The sequence below is a fragment of the Stenotrophomonas sp. YJH_SMC_19 genome, assembly GCF_059367915.1.
Genome location: NZ_JCAFRI010000003.1, coordinates 202,470 through 220,357, shown reverse-complemented (window position 1 = coordinate 220,357; position 17,888 = coordinate 202,470). Strand labels below are relative to the sequence as shown.

Below are 17,888 nucleotides of genomic sequence, written 5' to 3'. Positions count from 1 at the left end.
CCGGGTCCCGGGGGCGGGCGCCATTCAGCCGGGGTTGCTGGCGCACGGGCCGGGCCTCAGGCCTGGCAACAACTTGGCGTCCAGCATAGCCTGATGCTGTTACAAAACGTTACCTTCGTGATACGCACGGTGACCATCGCTGACAGCAATGCGACTGACGCAGGGCCGGGGGCGGGCCGAGCATGGAGTCTCCTCCGCTCCGCGTGTCGCTCCCATGTCGCCCGCCGCCGCCTGCCTGCTGAACCCGTCCCGCCGCTGCCGCTGCGGAGGTGCCCGATGAGCGGCGTGGTCGGGGCCTGGCTGCCGCCCGCCGAGGACGAACACCTGCTGCAGCAGCTGGCGCCAATGCTGCGCGCCCTGCAGCAGCGCGGCCGGGGGCGCATCGGCTACTGGACCGACGCCGAGGCCGGCCTGGCGCTGGGCCACTGCCGGGCGCCAACCGATACGCCGTTGCAGCCCCTGAGTTCGGACTGTGGCCGTTACGTGCTGTGCCTGGATGGCCGGTTGTACAACCGGGCCGACCTGCAGTCGCAGCTGCGCGATCTGCCACGCAGCTGCAGCGATGCGCGGCTGCTGCTGCAGGCGATCATCGAATGGGGCGTGGAACGGGCGCTTTCCCGCATCGAGGGCGCGTTCGGTTTCAGCGTATGGGACCGCGAGTCGCGCGAACTGTGGCTGGCCCGCGACCCGGTTGGCGAGCGGCCGCTGTACTACGGCTGGTACCAGGGCCGGTTCCTGTTCGCCTCGGAAATGAAGGCACTCCAGGCCTTTGCCGGTTTCGCCCCGAGCATCGACCAGGATGCGCTGAGCCTGCTGCTGCGCCATGACTACGTGCCGGCACCGCACACCATCTACCGCGGCATCCACAAGCTGGTGGCAGGCACGATGCTGCGCATCGATCTGAATGACCATGCGGCTGGCGGCTCCAGCCAGGCCGCACAGGGTGGTTCACGCTACTGGTGCGCACGCGATGCGATGCAGAGCGCACTGCAGGAACCGCTGCAGCCGGCGCCGAGCCTCGAGCAGGCGACCGACCAGCTGGAAGCTGTGCTGCAGAAGGCCATCGCCGCACGCATGCATTCGCCGCTGGCCTGCGGCGCGTTCCTGTCCGGCGGCACCGATTCCTCGCTGGTGACGGCGATGATGCAGGCACAGTCGACGCTTCCGATCGAAGCGTGGACGGTTGGCTTCGACGATCCCGGCCATGACGAGAGCGATTGGGCCTCGCAGGTCGCGCGGCATCTGGGCGTGCAACACCACCTGCACCGGATGGACGCGCGACAAGGCCTGGATCTGCTGCAGCGGCTGCCGCAGGTCTGGTGCGAACCGTTCGCCGATGCCTCGCAGCTGCCGACCCTGCTGGCCAGTGAACTGCTGGGCGCGCGCAAGCCGGTGGCCCTCACCGGCGACGGTGGCGATGAACTGTTCTTCGGCCACCCCAGCTATGGCCGCGCGCTGCGCAATGCGCGCCTGTGCGGTGGCCTGCCGGACTGGGTGCGTGATCTGGCGCGGCGCAGCGGCAACCGCATGAATGTCGAGCGCGGCCGCCTGGGCGGCTGGCGCGCACTGGTGGCGGAAGTCGCCGCCAACGACGTGGAAGGTCACTACCTGCAGCGCGTGACGCGCTGGCGGCAGCCGGCGCAGGTGGTGCTGGGTGCACGCGAGCCGATGACGATCTTCCAGCAGCAGGACACGGCGCTGCCGGCCGAGGCCCGCATCCAGCTGCTGGATTTCCGCATGGATCTGGCCGAGGGCATCCTCGCCAAGGTTGATCGTGCGGGCATGGCGGCGGGCGTGGAGACGCGCGCGCCGCTGCTGGACATGGAGGTGGTGCGGTTGGCCTGGCGCCTGCCGCAGCACCTGAAGTACCACGATGGGGAGCACAAGCGGATCCTCAAGCATCTGCTGGCACGCTATCTGCCGGAGCCGCTGGTGTATCGCCCCAAGCGCGGCTTCGGACCGCCGATGGCGCGCTGGTTGGCGGGCCCGCTGCGCGACTGGGCGGAGGCACTGCTGGACCCGCAGCTGCTGCGCAACCAGGGCTGCTTCGATGCGGCACGCGTGCGCGGCATCTGGGAAGCGTTCCTGCGGGGTGAGCGCAAGTGGCACACGCACCTGTGGAACGTGTTGATGTTCCAGGCGTGGCACCAGCACTGGCACGGTGGTCGCGGGCGCTGAGCCGTTCCTGCATCGCGTGCGGCGGGTTCAATCTGCGCGGCGCAGGGCGGATGCCCTTGCGTACGAATGTCCTCCGGCGCCGGCCGTTGGCCGTCACCTCCCCCTTTACTTCGTACGCAAGGGCATCCGCATGGCGTTCGGAGTTTGTCGGCGCTTCCATGAAAGGCGGCCGCGTGCTGCGCTTTCCTCACCGCACGCCGAGCCTCGTCGGGGCGGGCAGGGGTTTGGGCAAAGTAAAGGAGGAGGTGACGGCCAACGGCCGGCGCCGGGGGACATTTGCCCAGGCCCCTGCCTGCCCCGACGGGGCCCGTCAGTTCGCGGGGAATCGGGACGAAGACACGCGTGTGGCGGATTCATTCTGCGTGGCGCCGGGCGGATGCCCTTGCGTACGAATGTCCTCCGGCGCCGGCCGTTGGCCGTCACCTCCCCCTTTACTTCGTACGCAAGGGCATCCGCCCGGCGTTCGGAGTTTGTCGGCGCTTCCTTGAAAGGCGGCCGCGCGTGCTGCGCTTTCCTCACCGCACGCCGAGCCTCGTCGGGGCGGGCAGGGGTTTGGGCAAAGTAAAGGAGGAGGTGACGGCCAACGGCCGGCGCCGGGGGACATTTGCCCAGGCCCCTGCCTGTCCCGGCGGGGCCCTTCAGTTCGCGGCGAATCCAGACGAGGAAGCGCTCTTCAATGCAGACGCCAGGCAAAAAAAGACCCGGCAGAGGGAGGGATCTGCCGGGTCCGGATTGCGTGGGGGGAGGGACCCACGCAATGAGCGTTGCGTCGCGTCAGTGGTTGTTCGCGTCCGCCGTTGATTCGTTGTAGCCCTGCACCAGTTCGGACCAGGCCTTGCCGGCCTGCAGGCCGAGACCGACCACGTCCTGCTGGGCCTGGCCCAGCCGCTGCAGGTTGTCCTGCCACAGCTGTGCGCCCTTGTTGAGCATCCCGGCCGTGTCGTCACTACGGGCCAGTTCCCCCAACCAGCCGCCGGTCGCGGTCAGGTTGCGCTCCATCGCCTTCAGCTGCACGCCGAACATGCTTTCCGCGTTCTCCAACGCCAACCGGTTCGCGCGGGTTGCTGCGGCTGCGAGCTGGCGGGTGGCATCACTGAAGCGATCGCTGAAGGCGGCGGCCATGGGGGCATCAGGGAGTGGCTTGATGCATTGCAGCATACGCCGTTGATGCGGCAATGCAACAAAAATAACAAAGGCGCCCCAGGCGCCTTTGAAACACCTTTTAGATCAATGGGTTGATCAGGCCGTCGGGCCGCGGTAGCGGCAGCCGGAGGTGCAGGTTTCGTGCACGGTGATCTCGCTCAGCGCCGGCAGGCTGGGCTTGAGTTCGTTCCAGATCCACACCGCCAGGTTCTCGCTGGTTGGGTTCTCCAGGCCGGGGATGTCATTGAGGTAGTGATGGTCCAGGCGGTCGTAGATCGGCTGGAAGGCCGCCTTCACGTCGCCGAAGTCCATGATCCAGCCGGTCTGCGCCCCCGGCTCGCCCTCGACCTTCAGTTCCACCCGGAACGAGTGGCCATGCAGACGCGCGCACTTGTGCCCCGGCGGCACGTTGGGGAGGCGGTGCGCCGCCTCGAGCATGAAGACTTTGAAGATTTCCATGGCGCGATTGTACGCCGCAGGTGGCCGGCCATCCTGAGCGGATGTTGGGCTTTCGTGAAGTAACTCTTTCCATCCGGATGAAGAGATGATAACTTCTCTTATATCCGTATGAAGAGATGTTATTGACCGGACCCCGGCCAGGCATGGACTACTGCGGAACTACGTCGCCCTTTCCACCTCCCCCACATCGTCATGCCCAAGCACACCCTGCTCGTGGCGGCCCTGGCCGTCGCTCTGGCCGCGCCTTTGTCCGCCGCCGCCGAAACCTCCGCCGATGCCAGTGGCGAAGCCAGTACCCTGGCCGCCGTGCGCGTCACCGGTTCCAACATCAAGCGCACCGATACCGAGGCTTCCAACCCGGTGCAGGTGATCGGCCGCCAGCAGCTGGAACAGACCGGCAAGGCCACCGTGGCCGATGTGCTGCGTTCGATCTCGGCCAACACCGGCAACGCCAGCAACGAAACCACCAACAATGGTTGGGCGTCCGGCTCGGCCGGCATCGGCCTGCGTGGCCTGTCGCAGAAAAACACGCTGGTGCTGCTCAACGGCCGTCGCCTGGCCAACTACGGCTTCCCGGCCGGTGGCCTGTCCGACACCTTCGTCGATCTCAATGCGCTGCCGCTGGTCGCGGTCGAGCGCATTGAGGTGCTCAAGGACGGCGCCTCGGCGGTGTACGGCTCCGACGCCGTGGCCGGCGTGGTCAACATCATCACCCGGCAGAACTTCGAAGGCGCCGAGATCGGCGGCAGCTTCGGCGGTGCCGACCAGGGCGGCCTGCACGAGCAGAACCTGAAGTTCGTCGGCGGCCTGGGTGATCTCGACACCGATGGCTACAACATCCTCTTCAGCCTGCAGGGGTACAACCGCGAGCGCCTGGACCAGGACGAACGCAACCTGACCAGGAGTGGCATCTACACCGACAAGCCGGGTGGCCGCTGGAACGGCTGGTCGGCCAAGGGCGCGCGCTACCTGGTCAACGGCGTCTCGGTGCCGATGCTCGATGCCAACGGTAACTGCCCGACCGGCACCACCCGCGTGGCCAGCGCACCGATCGACGGCCTGGCCGGCGACACCTGCGGCTTCAACCAGGCACCGTTCACCACGCTGATCCCCTCGACCAAGCGCTACCAGGCCTACGCCAACGGTACGTTCCGCCTGAACGACAACGTCGAAGCGTTCGGCGAAGTGCTGTACAGCCAGATCAAGAGTGCCGCGTGGTTCGGCAGCAGCCCGTTCTTCACCCTGGAGAGCGGCCGCTTCGCACTGAACGCGAACAGCGGCCTGGCAGAGCCGGTGTCGTCGCTGCTGCCGGCCAACAATCCGTACAACCCGTACGGCCGCGCGATCCCGATCGAGTACACCTTCTTCGACCTGGGCGGCACGATCAAGACCAACCGTTCCACTGCCTACCGCGGCGTGTTCGGCCTGCGTGGCACCACCGCGTCGTGGGACTGGGAAGTGGCCGCGTTCGGTGCACGCAGCAGCGAGCGCGAGAGCGTGTCCGGTGGCTTCGCCAACCGCTGGGCGCTGGCCGACGCGCTGGCCACGGGCAGCTACAACCTGCTCAACCCGGCGGCCACGCCGCAGTCGGTGCGTGATTCGATCAACATCGCCACGCTGCGCCCGGCCGAATCCAAGCTGCAGGGCATCGATGCGAAGATTTCCGGCCGCCTGGGCCACACCTGGGCCGGCGAGATCGGCTTCGCCGCCGGCGCCGAGTGGCGCCGCGAAAAGCTCGACTCCAACAATCCGTGGCAGATCGATGCCGGCCTGCAGGTGCGCCCGGCCATTGCCGAAGTACACGGCAAGCGCCAGGTCAGTGCCGCCTACGCCGAAGTGAACGTGCCGCTGGCCTCGACGCTGGAGCTGTCCGCCGCCGCGCGCGCTGATCACTACGATGATTTCGGCGATGCGTTCTCGCCGAAGATCGGCCTGCGCTGGCAGCCGCTGGATGTCCTGCTGGTGCGTGCGTCGGCGTCGAAGGGCTTCCGTGCACCGTCGCTGTCGGAAAACTCCAACAGCACCAGCATCGCCTACGGCAGCGTGGTCGACCCGCGTGATCCGGACGTGCCGGGCTCGCGCCAGAACCCCACCTTCTTCACCGTCGGCAACAACGAACTGAAGCCGGAGCGCACCAGGAGCGTCAACTTCGGTGTGGTGCTGTCGCCGTGGGCCAACACCAACCTGAGCGTGGACTACTACCGCATCCAGCTGGACAACCTGGTCGGCACCAACAACACCCAGACCCTGGTCAACGACAACGTGGCCGGCGCCGTGCAGCGCGATGAGCGTGGCAAGCTGCAGGCGGTCTACAACCGCTACCAGAACCTGAGCGAGCTGAAGACCTCGGGCATCGATGTCGAGCTGCGCCAGCGCATCCCGACCGCGGCACTGGGTGACTTCACCGTGTCCTCGGCCTACACCCACGTGCGCGACTACCGTCGCCCGACCGTGGTCGGTGGGCCGCTGGTCGACTACGCCGGCAGCAACCTGGGCGCGACCCTGCCCAAGGACAAGGCCACCACCACGCTGGACTGGAAGTACGGTGATTTCAACGCAGCCGTGACCTGGTACTACACCAGCAGCTACCGCCAGGAGGCCAGCACCGCCGCCAAAGCCGTGCAGCAGCGCGTCGGCAGCTACAGCCAGTACGACCTGTACCTGGCCTACACCGGCATCGACAAGCTGACCGTGTATGCCAAGGTGCAGAACCTGGCCGACAAGACGCCGCCGTACGACGCCTCGTTCCCGGGCATCCGCGCGCCGTACGACTTCAGCCAGTACGACCTGCGTGGCCGCTACTTCACGCTGGGCTTCGATTACCGCTTCTGATCCATCCGCCGCGGCCGGTCACCTGAGGGGACCGGCCGCGCGATCGTCTGCCGTTGTGTTCCAGGGGAGTCACCGTGTCCTTGCATCGCCGTGCCGTTCTTCCGTTGCTGCTTGCCGCCGCCACCGCCCTGTCCTCGCCGCAGCCGGCGCGGGCACAGAGCGCGTACTTCTTTCCGCAGGTCACCGACGCAGCGGCGTTCGATGCAGCGGTGCCGACGCCGGAGCAGTTCCTCGGCTACCCGATCGGCAGCCGTTACACCCGGCACGACCAGCTGGTGGCGTACTTCCAGGAACTGGCGAAACGCTCGGACAAGATCAGCGTGCGCGAGATCGGCCGCAGCTATGAAGGCCGCCCGCTGTTGATCGCCACCGTCACCGCTGCAGGCAATCATGCGCGGCTGGAACAGATCCGCCAGCAGCACGCCACCCTGGCCGATCCGGCGCAGCCGCGCAGCGCCGCCGGTGACAGCCCGGTGGTGGTGTGGCTGGGCTACAGCGTCCACGGCAACGAGACCTCCAGTGCCGAGGCAGCGATGCTGACGGCGTACTACCTGGTGGCCAACCGCAGCGCAGAAACCCAGCAATGGCTGCAGCAGGCAGTGGTGCTGTTCGATCCGGCGCAGAATCCGGATGGTCGTGACCGTGCTGCCAACTGGCACAACGCCTGGGCGTCCGACCCAGCTTCTGCCGACCCCGCCGACAAGGAACACGTCGAGCCGTTCCCGCAGGGTCGTACCAACCACTACTTCACCGATCTCAACCGCGACTGGCTGGCCCTGACCCAGCAGGACTCACGGCCGAAGGTGGAGGTGTTCCACCAGTGGTACCCGAACGTGCAGATCGACTTCCACGAAATGGGCAAGGACAGCACCTACTACTTCGAGCCCTCGCCGAAGAGCATGCACAGCCCGCTGATTCCGGCGGCGTCGTATGAATTCAACAAGACCCTCGCCAAGTACCACGCGCAGGCGCTGGATGCGCTGGGGTCGCTGTACTACACCGGCGAGAATTTCGACAACTTCTCGCCGGTGTACGGTTCCACCTATCCGGACTTCCATGGCGCTGTCGGCGTTACCGTCGAGCAGGCCAGCTCGCGCGGCCGCGTGCAGGAATCGGTGAATGGCCTGCTGACCTTCCCCTTCACCATCCGCAACCAGGTCGCCACCGGGCTGGGCACGGTGCGTGGCGCGGTGACCGAGCGCAGCGGCCTGTTCGACCTGCAGAAGCAGTTCTTCCAGAGCGCGCTGAAGCAGGCTGCGCAGCAGCCTGTGAAAAGCTTCGTGTTCGGCGATGCGCATGACCCGGCCCTGACCCGTCGCCTGCTGGAACTGCTGCTGCTGCACCGGATCGAGGTGCGCGCACTGGACCGTGCCGTCACTGTCGATGGGCAGCGCTTCGATGCCGGCAGCGCCTACGTGGTGCCGGTGCAGCAGGCGCAGTTCCGCCTGGTGCATTCGATCTTTGCCGAGACGCCGCCGATCAAGGGTGATGTGTTCTACGGCAGCACCAGCTATGCGATCGCACCGGCCTACGGTGTGGCCTTCGCGGGCAGCCGCAGCCGCATCGAAGGCGGTGCGCGCGTAACCGCGCTGCCGGCGGAGCAGGGCGCGGTGCTGGGCGGCGAGGCCGGATTCGCCTACGCCATCGACTGGCGCGACTACAACGCCGGGCGCGCGCTGGCCGCGCTGCAGGGCAAGGGCGTGAATGCACGCGCGGCATTCCAGCCGTTCACCACCGCGACCGCGCAGGGTGACGTCAGCTTCGCCGCCGGCAGCCTGGTCATTCCGGTTGCCGGGCAGTCGCTGCAGGGCGCGGCGCTGCTCGAGACAGTGACATCGGCCGCGCGCGAGGCGGGCGTACAGGTCCACGCGCTGTCCAGCGGCCGGAGCCGCGAAGGCATCGACCTCGGCAGTGACGGCGTCAAGGCGCTGCGCAAGCCTGCGGTGGCACTGGTGATGGGCGAGGGCGTGGCCGCCACCGAAATCGGATCGGCGTGGTTCCTGCTCGACCAGCAGCTGCAGTTGCCGGCCAGCAAGCTGGATCCGCAGCAGCTGGGCAAGGTACCGCTGGACCGCTACACCACGATCGTGCTGTCCGGTGGCACCTACACGGGCGTCGATGCCACGGCGGTGGCTGCACTGAAGCGCTGGGTGCAGGCCGGAGGTTCACTGGTGACCTACGGCAGTGCCTCGAAGTGGGCGATCGAGCAGAAGCTGGCCGACGGCGAAAAGCTCGGCAAGGAAGAAGACGCTGCTGACGAAAGCCGCCGTGCGTTCGGCGATCAGCGCGACATTGCCGCGATCGAGCGGATCAGCGGCAACATCCTCAGTGCCGATGTGGATACCAGCCATCCGTTGGCGTTCGGCGTGCCGCGCCGGCAGCTGGCGATCAACAAGGAGAACACGGTGACGCTGCAGCCGAGCGCGAACCCGTTTTCCACGGTGGTGCGCATCGACACGCCGCCGCGGGTGAATGGCTATCTGTCCGAGCGCAATCGCGCGCGGGTGGCAGGCAGTGCGTGGCTGCTGGTGTCGGCGCAGGGGCAGGGCAATGTGGTGCTGTTCGCCGATGACCCGGCGCACCGCAAGTACTGGCACGGAACGGACCGACTGCTGATCAACGCGATCTTCTTCGGGAATCTGGTGAATCCGAGTAAAGCGCGGGGTTGAGGGTTTGCGCGCCTTTGTTGACGCGTGTGGGGGAGGCCGGGCGGGCTGCGCAGGACACGCTGTAAATACGTCCATGTAAGCTCGATCGGCGCATCCATGCGCCTCACGGTCCTGCGCAGCCCGCCCGCCCTCCCCTCGACAGTTTCCTGCGGGCGCGGACGCATCGAACCCCAAGGCGGGAGCAAGGGCAGACGCAAAGCCAGGAATTGCGGCTTCGGCTTTTGATTTTGAATTTGAATTTGATCTTTCTTCTCCCGGCTACCCGGCGGGACAAGAAGGCGCAGGTAATGCTTGAAGCGGATGGGCATGGGGGCAGCGCAGAACCGTTGGCGCCATGGATGGCGCCATCGAGCTTACATGGACGTATTTACAGCGTGTTCTGCGCTGCCCCCATGCCCATTCGCCCTCGGTACTGCCACCGCGTGCTTTATCACCCGGTAGCCCGCAACAAAAAAGGACGGCGCGTCAGCGCCGTCCCTCGATAGCCCCCGCGCAGCGGGAAGCACGCTCCATGTCGGCTGGGATCAGCCGGCGCGACCACCGCCGCCACCCTGGCCACGACCACGGCCGCCACCATTGCCACCACCGCCACGGCGCTGGCCCTGGCCGGCGCCTGCACGCTGCTGGCCATTGCCACCGCCTTCGCGGCGGCCACCGCCGGCCTTCTTCGGGCCTGCGTGCGCGTGGCGCGGCGCATCACCGTGCGGACGGCGCGCATGGCTCTTGCGCGGTGCGCGCTCGCCGGTATCGTGCTCGGCCTTGCCCGGCGCACTGTTGCCCCAGCGGATCGGCGTCTGCAGCTCGAAGCCCGGCACATCGCGGATGTCCATGTCGCGGCCCAGCAGGCGCACGATCGCACGCAGCAGCTTCACTTCATCCTGTGCCACCAGCGAAATCGCCTGGCCGGTCGCGCCGTTGCGGCCGGTACGGCCGATGCGGTGCACGTAGTCCTCGGCCACCATCGGCAGGTCGAAGTTGATCACCTTCGGCAGCTCGTTGATGTCGATGCCGCGCGCAGCGATATCGGTCGCCACCAGCACGGTCACGCGGCCGGCCTTGAAGTCACCCAGTGCACGCAGGCGCTGTCCCTGGCTCTTGTTGCCGTGGATCGCCGCGGTCTTGATGCCCGACTTTTCCAGGAACGAGGCCAGCTTGTCGCTGCCGTGCTTGGTGCGGGCGAACACCAGGGTCTGCTCGCGGCTGTCCTGCGCCAGCAGGTGCAGCAGCAGGTCGCGCTTGCGACCGGCATCGACCGGGTGCACGCGGTGGGTGATGGTTTCGGCCACGGTGTTCTTCGGCGTCACCTGGATCTGTTCCGGGTTGCGCATGAACTCCAGCGCCAGCTGGCGGATGTTGTCCTCGAAGGTGGCCGAGAACAGCAGGGTCTGCCGGTTCTGCTTCGGCAGCTTGGCCAGGATGCGCTTGATCGACGGCAGGAAGCCCATGTCGAGCATGCGGTCGGCTTCGTCCAGCACCAGCAGTTCAATGCCGGACAGGTCGATGCTGCGACGCTCCAGGTGGTCGATCAGGCGGCCCGGGCATGCCACCAGCAGGTCCACGCCACGGCGCAGGATGTCCAGCTGGTTGCCCATGCCGACACCGCCGTAGATGCAGGCGCTGGGAATGCGCAGGTACTTGCTGTAGCCGCGCAGGCTGTCGTGCACCTGGGTGGCCAGTTCGCGGGTCGGTGCCAGGATCAGCGCGCGCGGCTTGCGCGGGCCGCTGCGCACTTCCTGCGAGGCGGTGCCCAGGTGCTGCAGCAGCGGCAGGCCGAAGGCGGCGGTCTTGCCGGTGCCGGTCTGTGCGCCGGCCAGCAGGTCACGACCGGCCAGTGCCAGCGGGATCGCCTGCTGCTGGATCGGGGTCGGGTTTTCGTAGCCCTGCTCGGCAAGCGCACGCAGCAGGAAGGGCGCCAGGCCCAGCGATTCAAAAGACATTGAGTTTGCTCCAAGTACAAGAAACGCCTGTCCGAACGGACAGACGGGGGCAGATCAAACTGATCGGCTGACTCGGAGCGTTCCCGTGAACCGCGCTGCGAGAATTGGGTGCAGCCGGCACGAAGCGCAGGCTGGAATGCGTGACGAACGGCGTCGGAGTGGGGGCGGGCGAAGAGGGCGGACCCTGGTCGCCGGCGATCCCGGAGGGAAACGGACGGCCGCTGCAGACCGTGCAAGTCTAAACGATGTTTGAGACTTCACGCAAAAAGACCTGTTCAGGTAGGGGTTCTCTCTGCAGGGCTGCGCCCTGCACCCGCAGAGGCTGAAGCAACGTCAAAGGCCGGGTTCCTGTGGGAGGCGGGGTGGGTCCGGTGGCAGGGGGCGCTGCAAGTACGTCCATGTAAGCTCGGTCGCCGCTTGCTCGTGTGCGCAGTCCTGCGCACACGGCAAGACCGGGGTTGGGCGTCCTGCCCAACCCGCCCGAGGCATGCCTCGGGCCCATGCGGCTCACGCCCCTGCCACCGGACCCACCCCGCCTTCGACAGTTTCCTGCGATCTGTCAGATCTCATTCGATTTATCTCGATATCTGATGGATTTCGACGATGAATGACGTGGATGTTCGATCCGTCATCGGGAACCTGTCGGGGGTGGGGAGGTGTGGGTGGGCAGGACCGTTGGCGCCATGGATGGCGCCATCGAGCCCCCAGGGATGGGTTTACGGCGTGTCCTGCCCACCCACACCGCCCCGCCCAACCAGCAGAAAGCCAGAGCCGCTTTTGACGTTGCCGTTGCTGTTGCATTGAGCATGTGCAGGGCTGCAAGCCCTGCCGAACCCCCCACTACGGTAGGGTGGGCCGATGCCGCGCTGCAGCTTGGCGTCGCCGCAGATTTGATTACACTTGAAACTTGTTTGCCCACGACTCCGGACACCCACCCATGAAGCTTGGTTCTTTGAAGGAAGGCGGCCGCGACGGCATCCTGATCGTCGTCTCGCGTGACCTGCGCCACGGCGTGCGCGCCACCGGCATTGCCGCCACCCTGCAGCAGGCTCTGGAAGATTGGAGCCACATCGCGCCGCGCCTGAACGCCCTGTACGAATCGCTCAATGCCGGCGACGCCGACGGCGTGTTCGACCTCGACCCGCAGGCCCTGGCCGCGCCGATGCCGCGCGCCTATGAATTCGTCGACGGCAGTGCCTACCTGCCGCACGTCGAGCGCGTGCGCCGCGCCCGTGGCGCCGAGGTGCCGGAGAGCTTCTACACCGATCCGCTGATGTACCAGGCCACCAGTGCCGGCTTCTACGGCCCGCGCGATGCGGTCAAGGTGGTCAGCGAGGAGTACGGTATCGACCTGGAAGCGGAGATCGTGGTGATCACCGACGACGTGCCGATGGCGGCCACCCCGGAACAGGCTGCGGGCCACATCCAGCTGGTCGGCCTGGTCAACGATGTGTCGCTACGCAACCTGATTCCGGGCGAGCTGGCCAAGGGCTTCGGCTTCCTGCAGTCCAAGCCGCGCTCGGCGCTGTCGCCGGTGTTCGTCACCCCCGACGAACTGGGCGCTGCGTGGCAGGACAGCAAGGTGCACCTGCCGCTGCTGACCCACATCAACGGCAAGTGGTTCGGTGCACCGGAAGCGGGCGTGGACATGCAGTTCAATTTCGCCCAGTTGGTCGCGCATGCGGCCAAGACCCGTCCGTTGGGCGCCGGGACCATCGTCGGCTCGGGCACCATCGCCAATGAAGACACCAGCAAGGGTGCCTCGTGCTTCGCCGAGCAGCGCGTGGTCGAAACCCTGCGCGACGGCAAGCCGAGCACGCCCTTCATGTCGTTCGGCGACGTGGTCCGCATCGAGATGCTCGATGCCGCCGGTAACAGCATCTTCGGTGCGATCGAGCAGCGCATCGAACAGGCCGCCAAGCCCTGAGCATGGAGGCGGCCATGGAGATTCCGGTCGACGACGGCATCGTGCTGTACACCTACTGGCGATCCAGCGCCGCCTACCGCGTGCGCATCGGTCTGGAGCTGAAGGGCTTGGCCTGGGAGGCGCGGCCGGTGCATCTGGTGCGCGACGGCGGCGAACAACACCTGGACGCCTATCGCAGGCTCAATCCGCAGCAGCTGGTGCCGACGCTGCTGCACGAAGGGCATGCGCTGACGCAGTCGCTGGCGATCGTCGAGTACCTGGACGAGCGCTTCCCGCAGGTGCCGCTGCTGCCGGCCGATGCCGCCGGCCGTGCGCGGGTGCGGGCACTGGCCCAGCTGGTGGCCTGCGACATCCACCCGATCAACAACCTGCGGGTGATGCAGTACCTGGAGCGCAGTCTGCAGCTGCCGGCCGATGCACGCACGCAGTGGACGCTGCACTGGATTGCCGAGGGCTTTGCGGCGATGGAAGCGCTGTTGGCCAACAGCCGTGACACCGGCACCTTCTGCCACGGTGACCGCCCCGGGCTGGCCGACCTCTGCCTGCTGCCGCAGCTGTACAACGCCCATCGTTTCGGCCTGGACCTTGCGCCGTACCCGACCCTTCGCCGCATCGAGGCCGCCTGCCAGGCGCTGGACGCCTTCGACCGCGCGCGCCCGGAAAACCAGCCCGACGCAGCCTGAAAGTAGAGGGACGGGGGGGCAAGTCGCAAGTGCATTCACGACTTAATCCCCTCCGTCCCCTTTTTGCAGCAGTTGCGCGAGATCATCGCGGAACAGTGCATAGGCCCGTTCGCGGCGCGCGCCATCGCCTTGCCGCAGCACCCACGCCGGGTGCACGGTGGCGTAGCCGCGGGTGCCTTCCTCCAGCGTGTGCCAGCGTCCACGGTCGCGCGACAGATTGAAATCACGGCCAAATACCGAGGCTGCCGCGGTTGCGCCCAGGCAGACGATGAGCTGCGGCCGCACGCGCGCGATCTCGCCCATCAGCCACGGCCGGCAGGCCTGGATGTGGCGGCTTTCCGGCCGCTTGTGCAGCCTTACCTTGCCGCGCCGCTCATGGTGGAAGTGCTTCACCGCGTTGGTCAGGTACAGCGTGGCGCGATCGATTCCCAGCTCGGCCAATGCGCGGTCCAGCAACTGGCCGGCAGGGCCGGCGAACGGCTGGCCGCGCAGATCCTCGGTATCGCCAGGCTGCTCGCCGATCACCATCACCCGCGCATCGGCCGGCCCCTGGCCGAACACCGTCTGCGTGGCGGTCTCCCACAGCGGGCACTGGCGGCAGGCGCTGGCCTGTTGTCGCAGCGTCTGCAGGGTGGCGGTATCTGGGCGCGCTGCCGCAGCGTCCCCACGCATGGGAATCCTGCGCTGGGGTGCCTGCGCGGGCCGGTCATGCATTTCCTGCACGCGATCGCCCGCATCGCGCACCAGGCGCGGCAGCAGCTGCGCCTCGGGCAGGTGGCGCCAGTATCTGGCCGGCATCTCCTGCATCATCATCCGGGTGTTGAGCCGGGCCGGATTGAAGATGCTGGCGTAATAGGTCTGCCACAGGGCCTCGCGCGCATCTTCGGCCGGGGCGTCCTCGCGGCGTGCGCCGGGGCCGAAGGCCAGCGCCTGTCCATCCCAGGCGACGCTGCGCGAAGGAGTGAGGATGGCCCAGCGCATGCCGGTGAAGCGGCGTGCGAAGAACGGCGCGACCCGGTCGACGATGTGGTGCTGTGGCTCGAACCAGGCGATGAACGCATCAGGTTGGCCAGGCACCTCGCGGAAGCGCACGAATGCCTTCATCTTGTGCGTGTCACGGCGGACGGCCTGGGCCAATGTCATCGCACGCAGCACATCGGCATCGGCGGGATTGGTCAGCACCGTGCGTTCGCCATGGGTGATCCGCCACAGCAGCCGGTACAGCAGTGACAGGCGCTGCGGTTCGCCATGGCACAGGCAGGTGTCGGCCAGTTCCAGGAATTCGCGCGGGACGCCGGGAACGCTTGCCTGTGCCGCCACCGGTGCCTGCTGCACCGGCGGCGCATCCAGCAGCGAAGCCTCGCCGCCTTCGAGCCAGTCCAATTGCTCGGGCCGCACGCCCCGCAGCAGCGCATCACGCGCGCCGTCGCGCCAGGCCTGCAGCGACCACGGCGGATCCACCCGCTGCGACCAGCGCGGCGCGTCAGGCTGCCGGCGGTGCATCGAACAGTGATCCCTGGCGCGGCGGCGGGGCCAGTTGTGCTCGCAGTGCGGCCGGGTCATCCAGTGCCTTGCGCGGGTGATGGTCGGCCAACAGCACAAACGGTAGCAGATTGCTCATCGGCGCCTTCAGGCGGGCGATGTCCGCCACGCGCAGGCGCCCGTGCCGGCGCGCCATCAGCACGCGCTCTGCATTGCGCACGCCCAGGCCGGGCACCCGCAGCAGCATTTCCTTCGGTGCACGATTCAGATCGACCGGGAAGCGTTCGGGATGGCGGATCGCCCAGGCCATCTTCGGATCGATATCCAGATCGAGCATTCCGCCCTGGGTGGTGTCGGTGATCTCGTCCACGCCGTAGCCATAGAAGCGCAACAGCCAGTCGGCCTGGTACAGCCGGTGCTCGCGTTGCAGGGGTGGGGGCTGCAGCGGCAGCTGCCGGCTGGCATCGGGAATCGGGCTGAACGCGGAGTAGTAGACCCGGCGCATCCGGTAACTGCCGTACAGGCTGTCGGCGCTGGCCAGGATCTGCTGGTCGTTGGCCCCATCCGCGCCGACGATCATCTGCGTGCTCTGCCCGGCCGGGGCGAAACGGGGAGGGCGCGGGCGTGCGTTGCGGCTGGCCGTCGGCGCCACTGCTGCGGGGGCCTTGCGCGCCTCCTTGGCTTCCTCGATGCGCCAACGCAGTTCGCCCATCGCGCCGCGTATCGAATGCACCGTCTTCTCCGGCGCCAAGGCGCTCAGCCCGGCTTCGGTCGGCAGTTCGACGTTGATCGACAGGCGGTCGGCGTAACGCCCGGCGCTGGCCAGCAGTTCCGGCGAGGCCTCGGGAATGGTCTTGAGGTGGATGTAGCCGGCGTAGCTGTGTTCTTCGCGCAGTTGCCGGGCCACCTCCACCATCTGCTCCATGGTGTAGTCCGCATTGCGGATGATGCCGCTGGAGAGGAACAGGCCCTCGATGTAGTTGCGCTTGTAGAAGTCCAGGGTAAGCGTGACCACCTCGTCGACGCTGAAGCGCGCGCGTGGCACATTGCTGGACACGCGATTGACGCAATAGGCGCAGTCGTAGACGCAGAAGTTGGTCAGCAGGATCTTCAGCAGCGATACGCAGCGGCCATCGGGCGTATAGCTGTGGCAGATGCCCATGCCCTCGGTGCTGCCGATACCGCCGCTGGCGCGCGAATCGCGCTTGCCCGAGCCGCTGGAGGCGCAGGAGGCGTCGTATTTGGCGGCATCGGCCAGAATGGCCAGCTTGCGGATGGTTTCCATTGAGGAAACCTACGGATGAGGGGTCTCATTGGATGAGACGGCCCCTGAATTCTTCAGGAAAAGGGGACGGAGGGGATTGAGTCGTAAGTGCATATACGACTTGATCCCCTCCGTCCCCTTTTTCGTGCGGTCAGAAGCCGTGGGTGATGCTGGGTGCGCCGGCCGAGAAATCCGCGTACGGGTCATGCTCGCCGCTGCTGCCTTCGGACAGGCGGAACTTCAGCGCCAGGCCATCGCGCGAGTCGGCCGCGCGCAGCGCTTCCTCCTGCTCGATGGTGCCGGCCTTGGCCAGCCGGAACAGGCACTGGTCGAAACTCTCCATGCCCTCTTCCAGCGATGCTTCCATCGCCGCCTTGATTTCGTGCACCTGGCCGCGACGCAGCAGGTCGCGGATCATCGGCGTGTTGAGCAGCACTTCGGTGGCCGGCAGGCGACGGCCTTCCTTGTTCTTCACCAGGCGCTGGCTGATCACCGCACGCAGGTTCAGCGCCAGGTTCATCAGCACGTTCTTATGCGCGCTTTCCGGGAAGAAGTTGAGGATGCGCTCGATGGTCTGGTCGGCGTTGTTGGAGTGCAGGGTGGCCAGGCACAGGTGGCCGGTTTCGGCGAAGGCGATCGCCGCTTCCATCGTCTCTGCGTCCAGGATCTCGCCGATCAGGATCACGTCCGGCGCCTCACGCATGGCGTTCTTCAGCGCGTTGTGGAAGGCATGGGTATCCAGCCCGACCTCGCGCTGGTTGACGATCGACATCTTGTGCTTGTGCAGGTACTCGATCGGGTCTTCGATGGTGAGGATGTGACCGGTGGTGGTGCTGTTGCGGTGGTCGATCATCGACGCCAGCGAGGTGGACTTGCCGGAACCGGTGGACCCCACCACCAGTACCAGCCCGCGCGGGGTCATGATGACGTCCTTCAGCACCTGCGGCAGGTTCAGCTCCTCGATGCTCGGAATCCGGCTGCGGATGGCACGGATGACCATGCCCACTTCGCCGCGCTGCTTGAACACATTGACGCGGAAGCGACCGGCATCGGGCAGGGCGATGGCCATGTTGAGTTCCAGCTCGCGCTCGAACTGCGGCACCTGGCCTTCGTCCATCAGCGAGTAGGCGATCTTCTTGACCATGCCCGGCGGCAGGCCGGTGTTGCCCAGCGGATAGAGCTTCCCCTCGATCTTGATGTAGACCGGTGCCCCGGTGGTCAGAAACATGTCCGAAGCGTTCTTTTCGGTCATCAGCTTCAGGAAGTAGCCGATATCCATTGCGAATTTTCCCCAACGAAACGGCCGACGCCCGT

At 66.9% G+C, this 17,888-nt stretch carries 11 protein-coding genes; 5 read left to right on the top strand and 6 right to left on the bottom strand.

Features of this window, described 5'->3' with window-relative positions:
- Window positions 1-276 precede the first annotated feature (276 nt).
- Complete coding sequence (gene asnB / locus AC5P5R_RS05545) at window positions 277-2,178, top strand: asparagine synthase (glutamine-hydrolyzing) (RefSeq protein ID WP_099529611.1); 1,902 nt, start codon at window positions 277-279, stop codon at window positions 2,176-2,178.
- A gap of 774 nt (window positions 2,179-2,952) precedes the next feature.
- On the opposite strand, the gene AC5P5R_RS05540 is transcribed toward asnB, so the two are convergent.
- Together AC5P5R_RS05540 and queD are read right to left on the bottom strand one after the other, a co-directional pair.
- Window positions 2,953-3,300 carry a phasin family protein gene (locus tag AC5P5R_RS05540; protein ID WP_005407952.1) on the bottom strand — a complete coding sequence of 116 codons (348 nt, stop codon included), beginning with the start codon at window positions 3,298-3,300 and terminating at the stop codon, window positions 2,953-2,955.
- 117 nt (window positions 3,301-3,417) lie between these two features.
- Window positions 3,418-3,780: a 6-carboxytetrahydropterin synthase QueD gene (gene queD / locus AC5P5R_RS05535; RefSeq protein ID WP_005407953.1), complete on the bottom strand. Its 363-nt coding sequence runs from the start codon at window positions 3,778-3,780 to the stop codon at window positions 3,418-3,420.
- A gap of 192 nt (window positions 3,781-3,972) precedes the next feature.
- On the opposite strand from queD, the gene AC5P5R_RS05530 reads away from it, so the two are divergent.
- Together AC5P5R_RS05530 and AC5P5R_RS05525 are read left to right on the top strand one after the other, a co-directional pair.
- Window positions 3,973-6,612, top strand: coding sequence for a TonB-dependent receptor plug domain-containing protein (locus tag AC5P5R_RS05530; protein WP_049419014.1), 2,640 nt, complete (start codon window positions 3,973-3,975; stop codon window positions 6,610-6,612).
- 74 nt (window positions 6,613-6,686) lie between these two features.
- Window positions 6,687-9,281, top strand: coding sequence for a M14 family zinc carboxypeptidase (locus tag AC5P5R_RS05525; protein WP_164281762.1), 2,595 nt, complete (start codon window positions 6,687-6,689; stop codon window positions 9,279-9,281).
- Between the two features lie 524 nt (window positions 9,282-9,805).
- Here AC5P5R_RS05525 and AC5P5R_RS05520 read toward each other — a convergent pair.
- A complete protein-coding gene (locus AC5P5R_RS05520; protein ID WP_005407956.1) occupies window positions 9,806-11,218 on the bottom strand; it encodes a DEAD/DEAH box helicase in 1,413 nt (470 codons plus the stop codon).
- Between the two features lie 937 nt (window positions 11,219-12,155).
- Between AC5P5R_RS05520 and AC5P5R_RS05515 the strand changes: the two genes are divergently transcribed.
- Both AC5P5R_RS05515 and maiA read left to right on the top strand, forming a co-directional pair.
- The gene (locus AC5P5R_RS05515; protein WP_062608102.1) at window positions 12,156-13,145 is read left to right on the top strand and encodes a fumarylacetoacetate hydrolase family protein; all 990 of its coding nucleotides are present in this window, start codon (window positions 12,156-12,158) and stop codon (window positions 13,143-13,145) included.
- Window positions 13,146-13,159: 14 nt separating this feature from the next.
- Complete coding sequence (maiA, locus tag AC5P5R_RS05510) at window positions 13,160-13,828, top strand: maleylacetoacetate isomerase (RefSeq protein ID WP_005412156.1); 669 nt, start codon at window positions 13,160-13,162, stop codon at window positions 13,826-13,828.
- Between the two features lie 42 nt (window positions 13,829-13,870).
- Here the strand turns inward: maiA and AC5P5R_RS05505 are convergent, their stop codons facing one another.
- From AC5P5R_RS05505 to AC5P5R_RS05495, 3 genes are all read right to left on the bottom strand, one after another.
- Window positions 13,871-15,331: a UdgX family uracil-DNA binding protein gene (locus AC5P5R_RS05505; protein WP_100438835.1), complete on the bottom strand. Its 1,461-nt coding sequence runs from the start codon at window positions 15,329-15,331 to the stop codon at window positions 13,871-13,873.
- Window positions 15,312-16,595, bottom strand: a complete 1,284-nt coding sequence (locus tag AC5P5R_RS05500) for a putative DNA modification/repair radical SAM protein (protein WP_164281683.1) — start codon at window positions 16,593-16,595, stop codon at window positions 15,312-15,314. The genes AC5P5R_RS05505 and AC5P5R_RS05500 overlap by 20 nt, the downstream gene beginning before the upstream one ends.
- 130 nt (window positions 16,596-16,725) lie before the next feature.
- Complete coding sequence (locus AC5P5R_RS05495) at window positions 16,726-17,853, bottom strand: PilT/PilU family type 4a pilus ATPase (RefSeq protein WP_004141526.1); 1,128 nt, start codon at window positions 17,851-17,853, stop codon at window positions 16,726-16,728.
- Window positions 17,854-17,888: the final 35 nt, after the last annotated feature.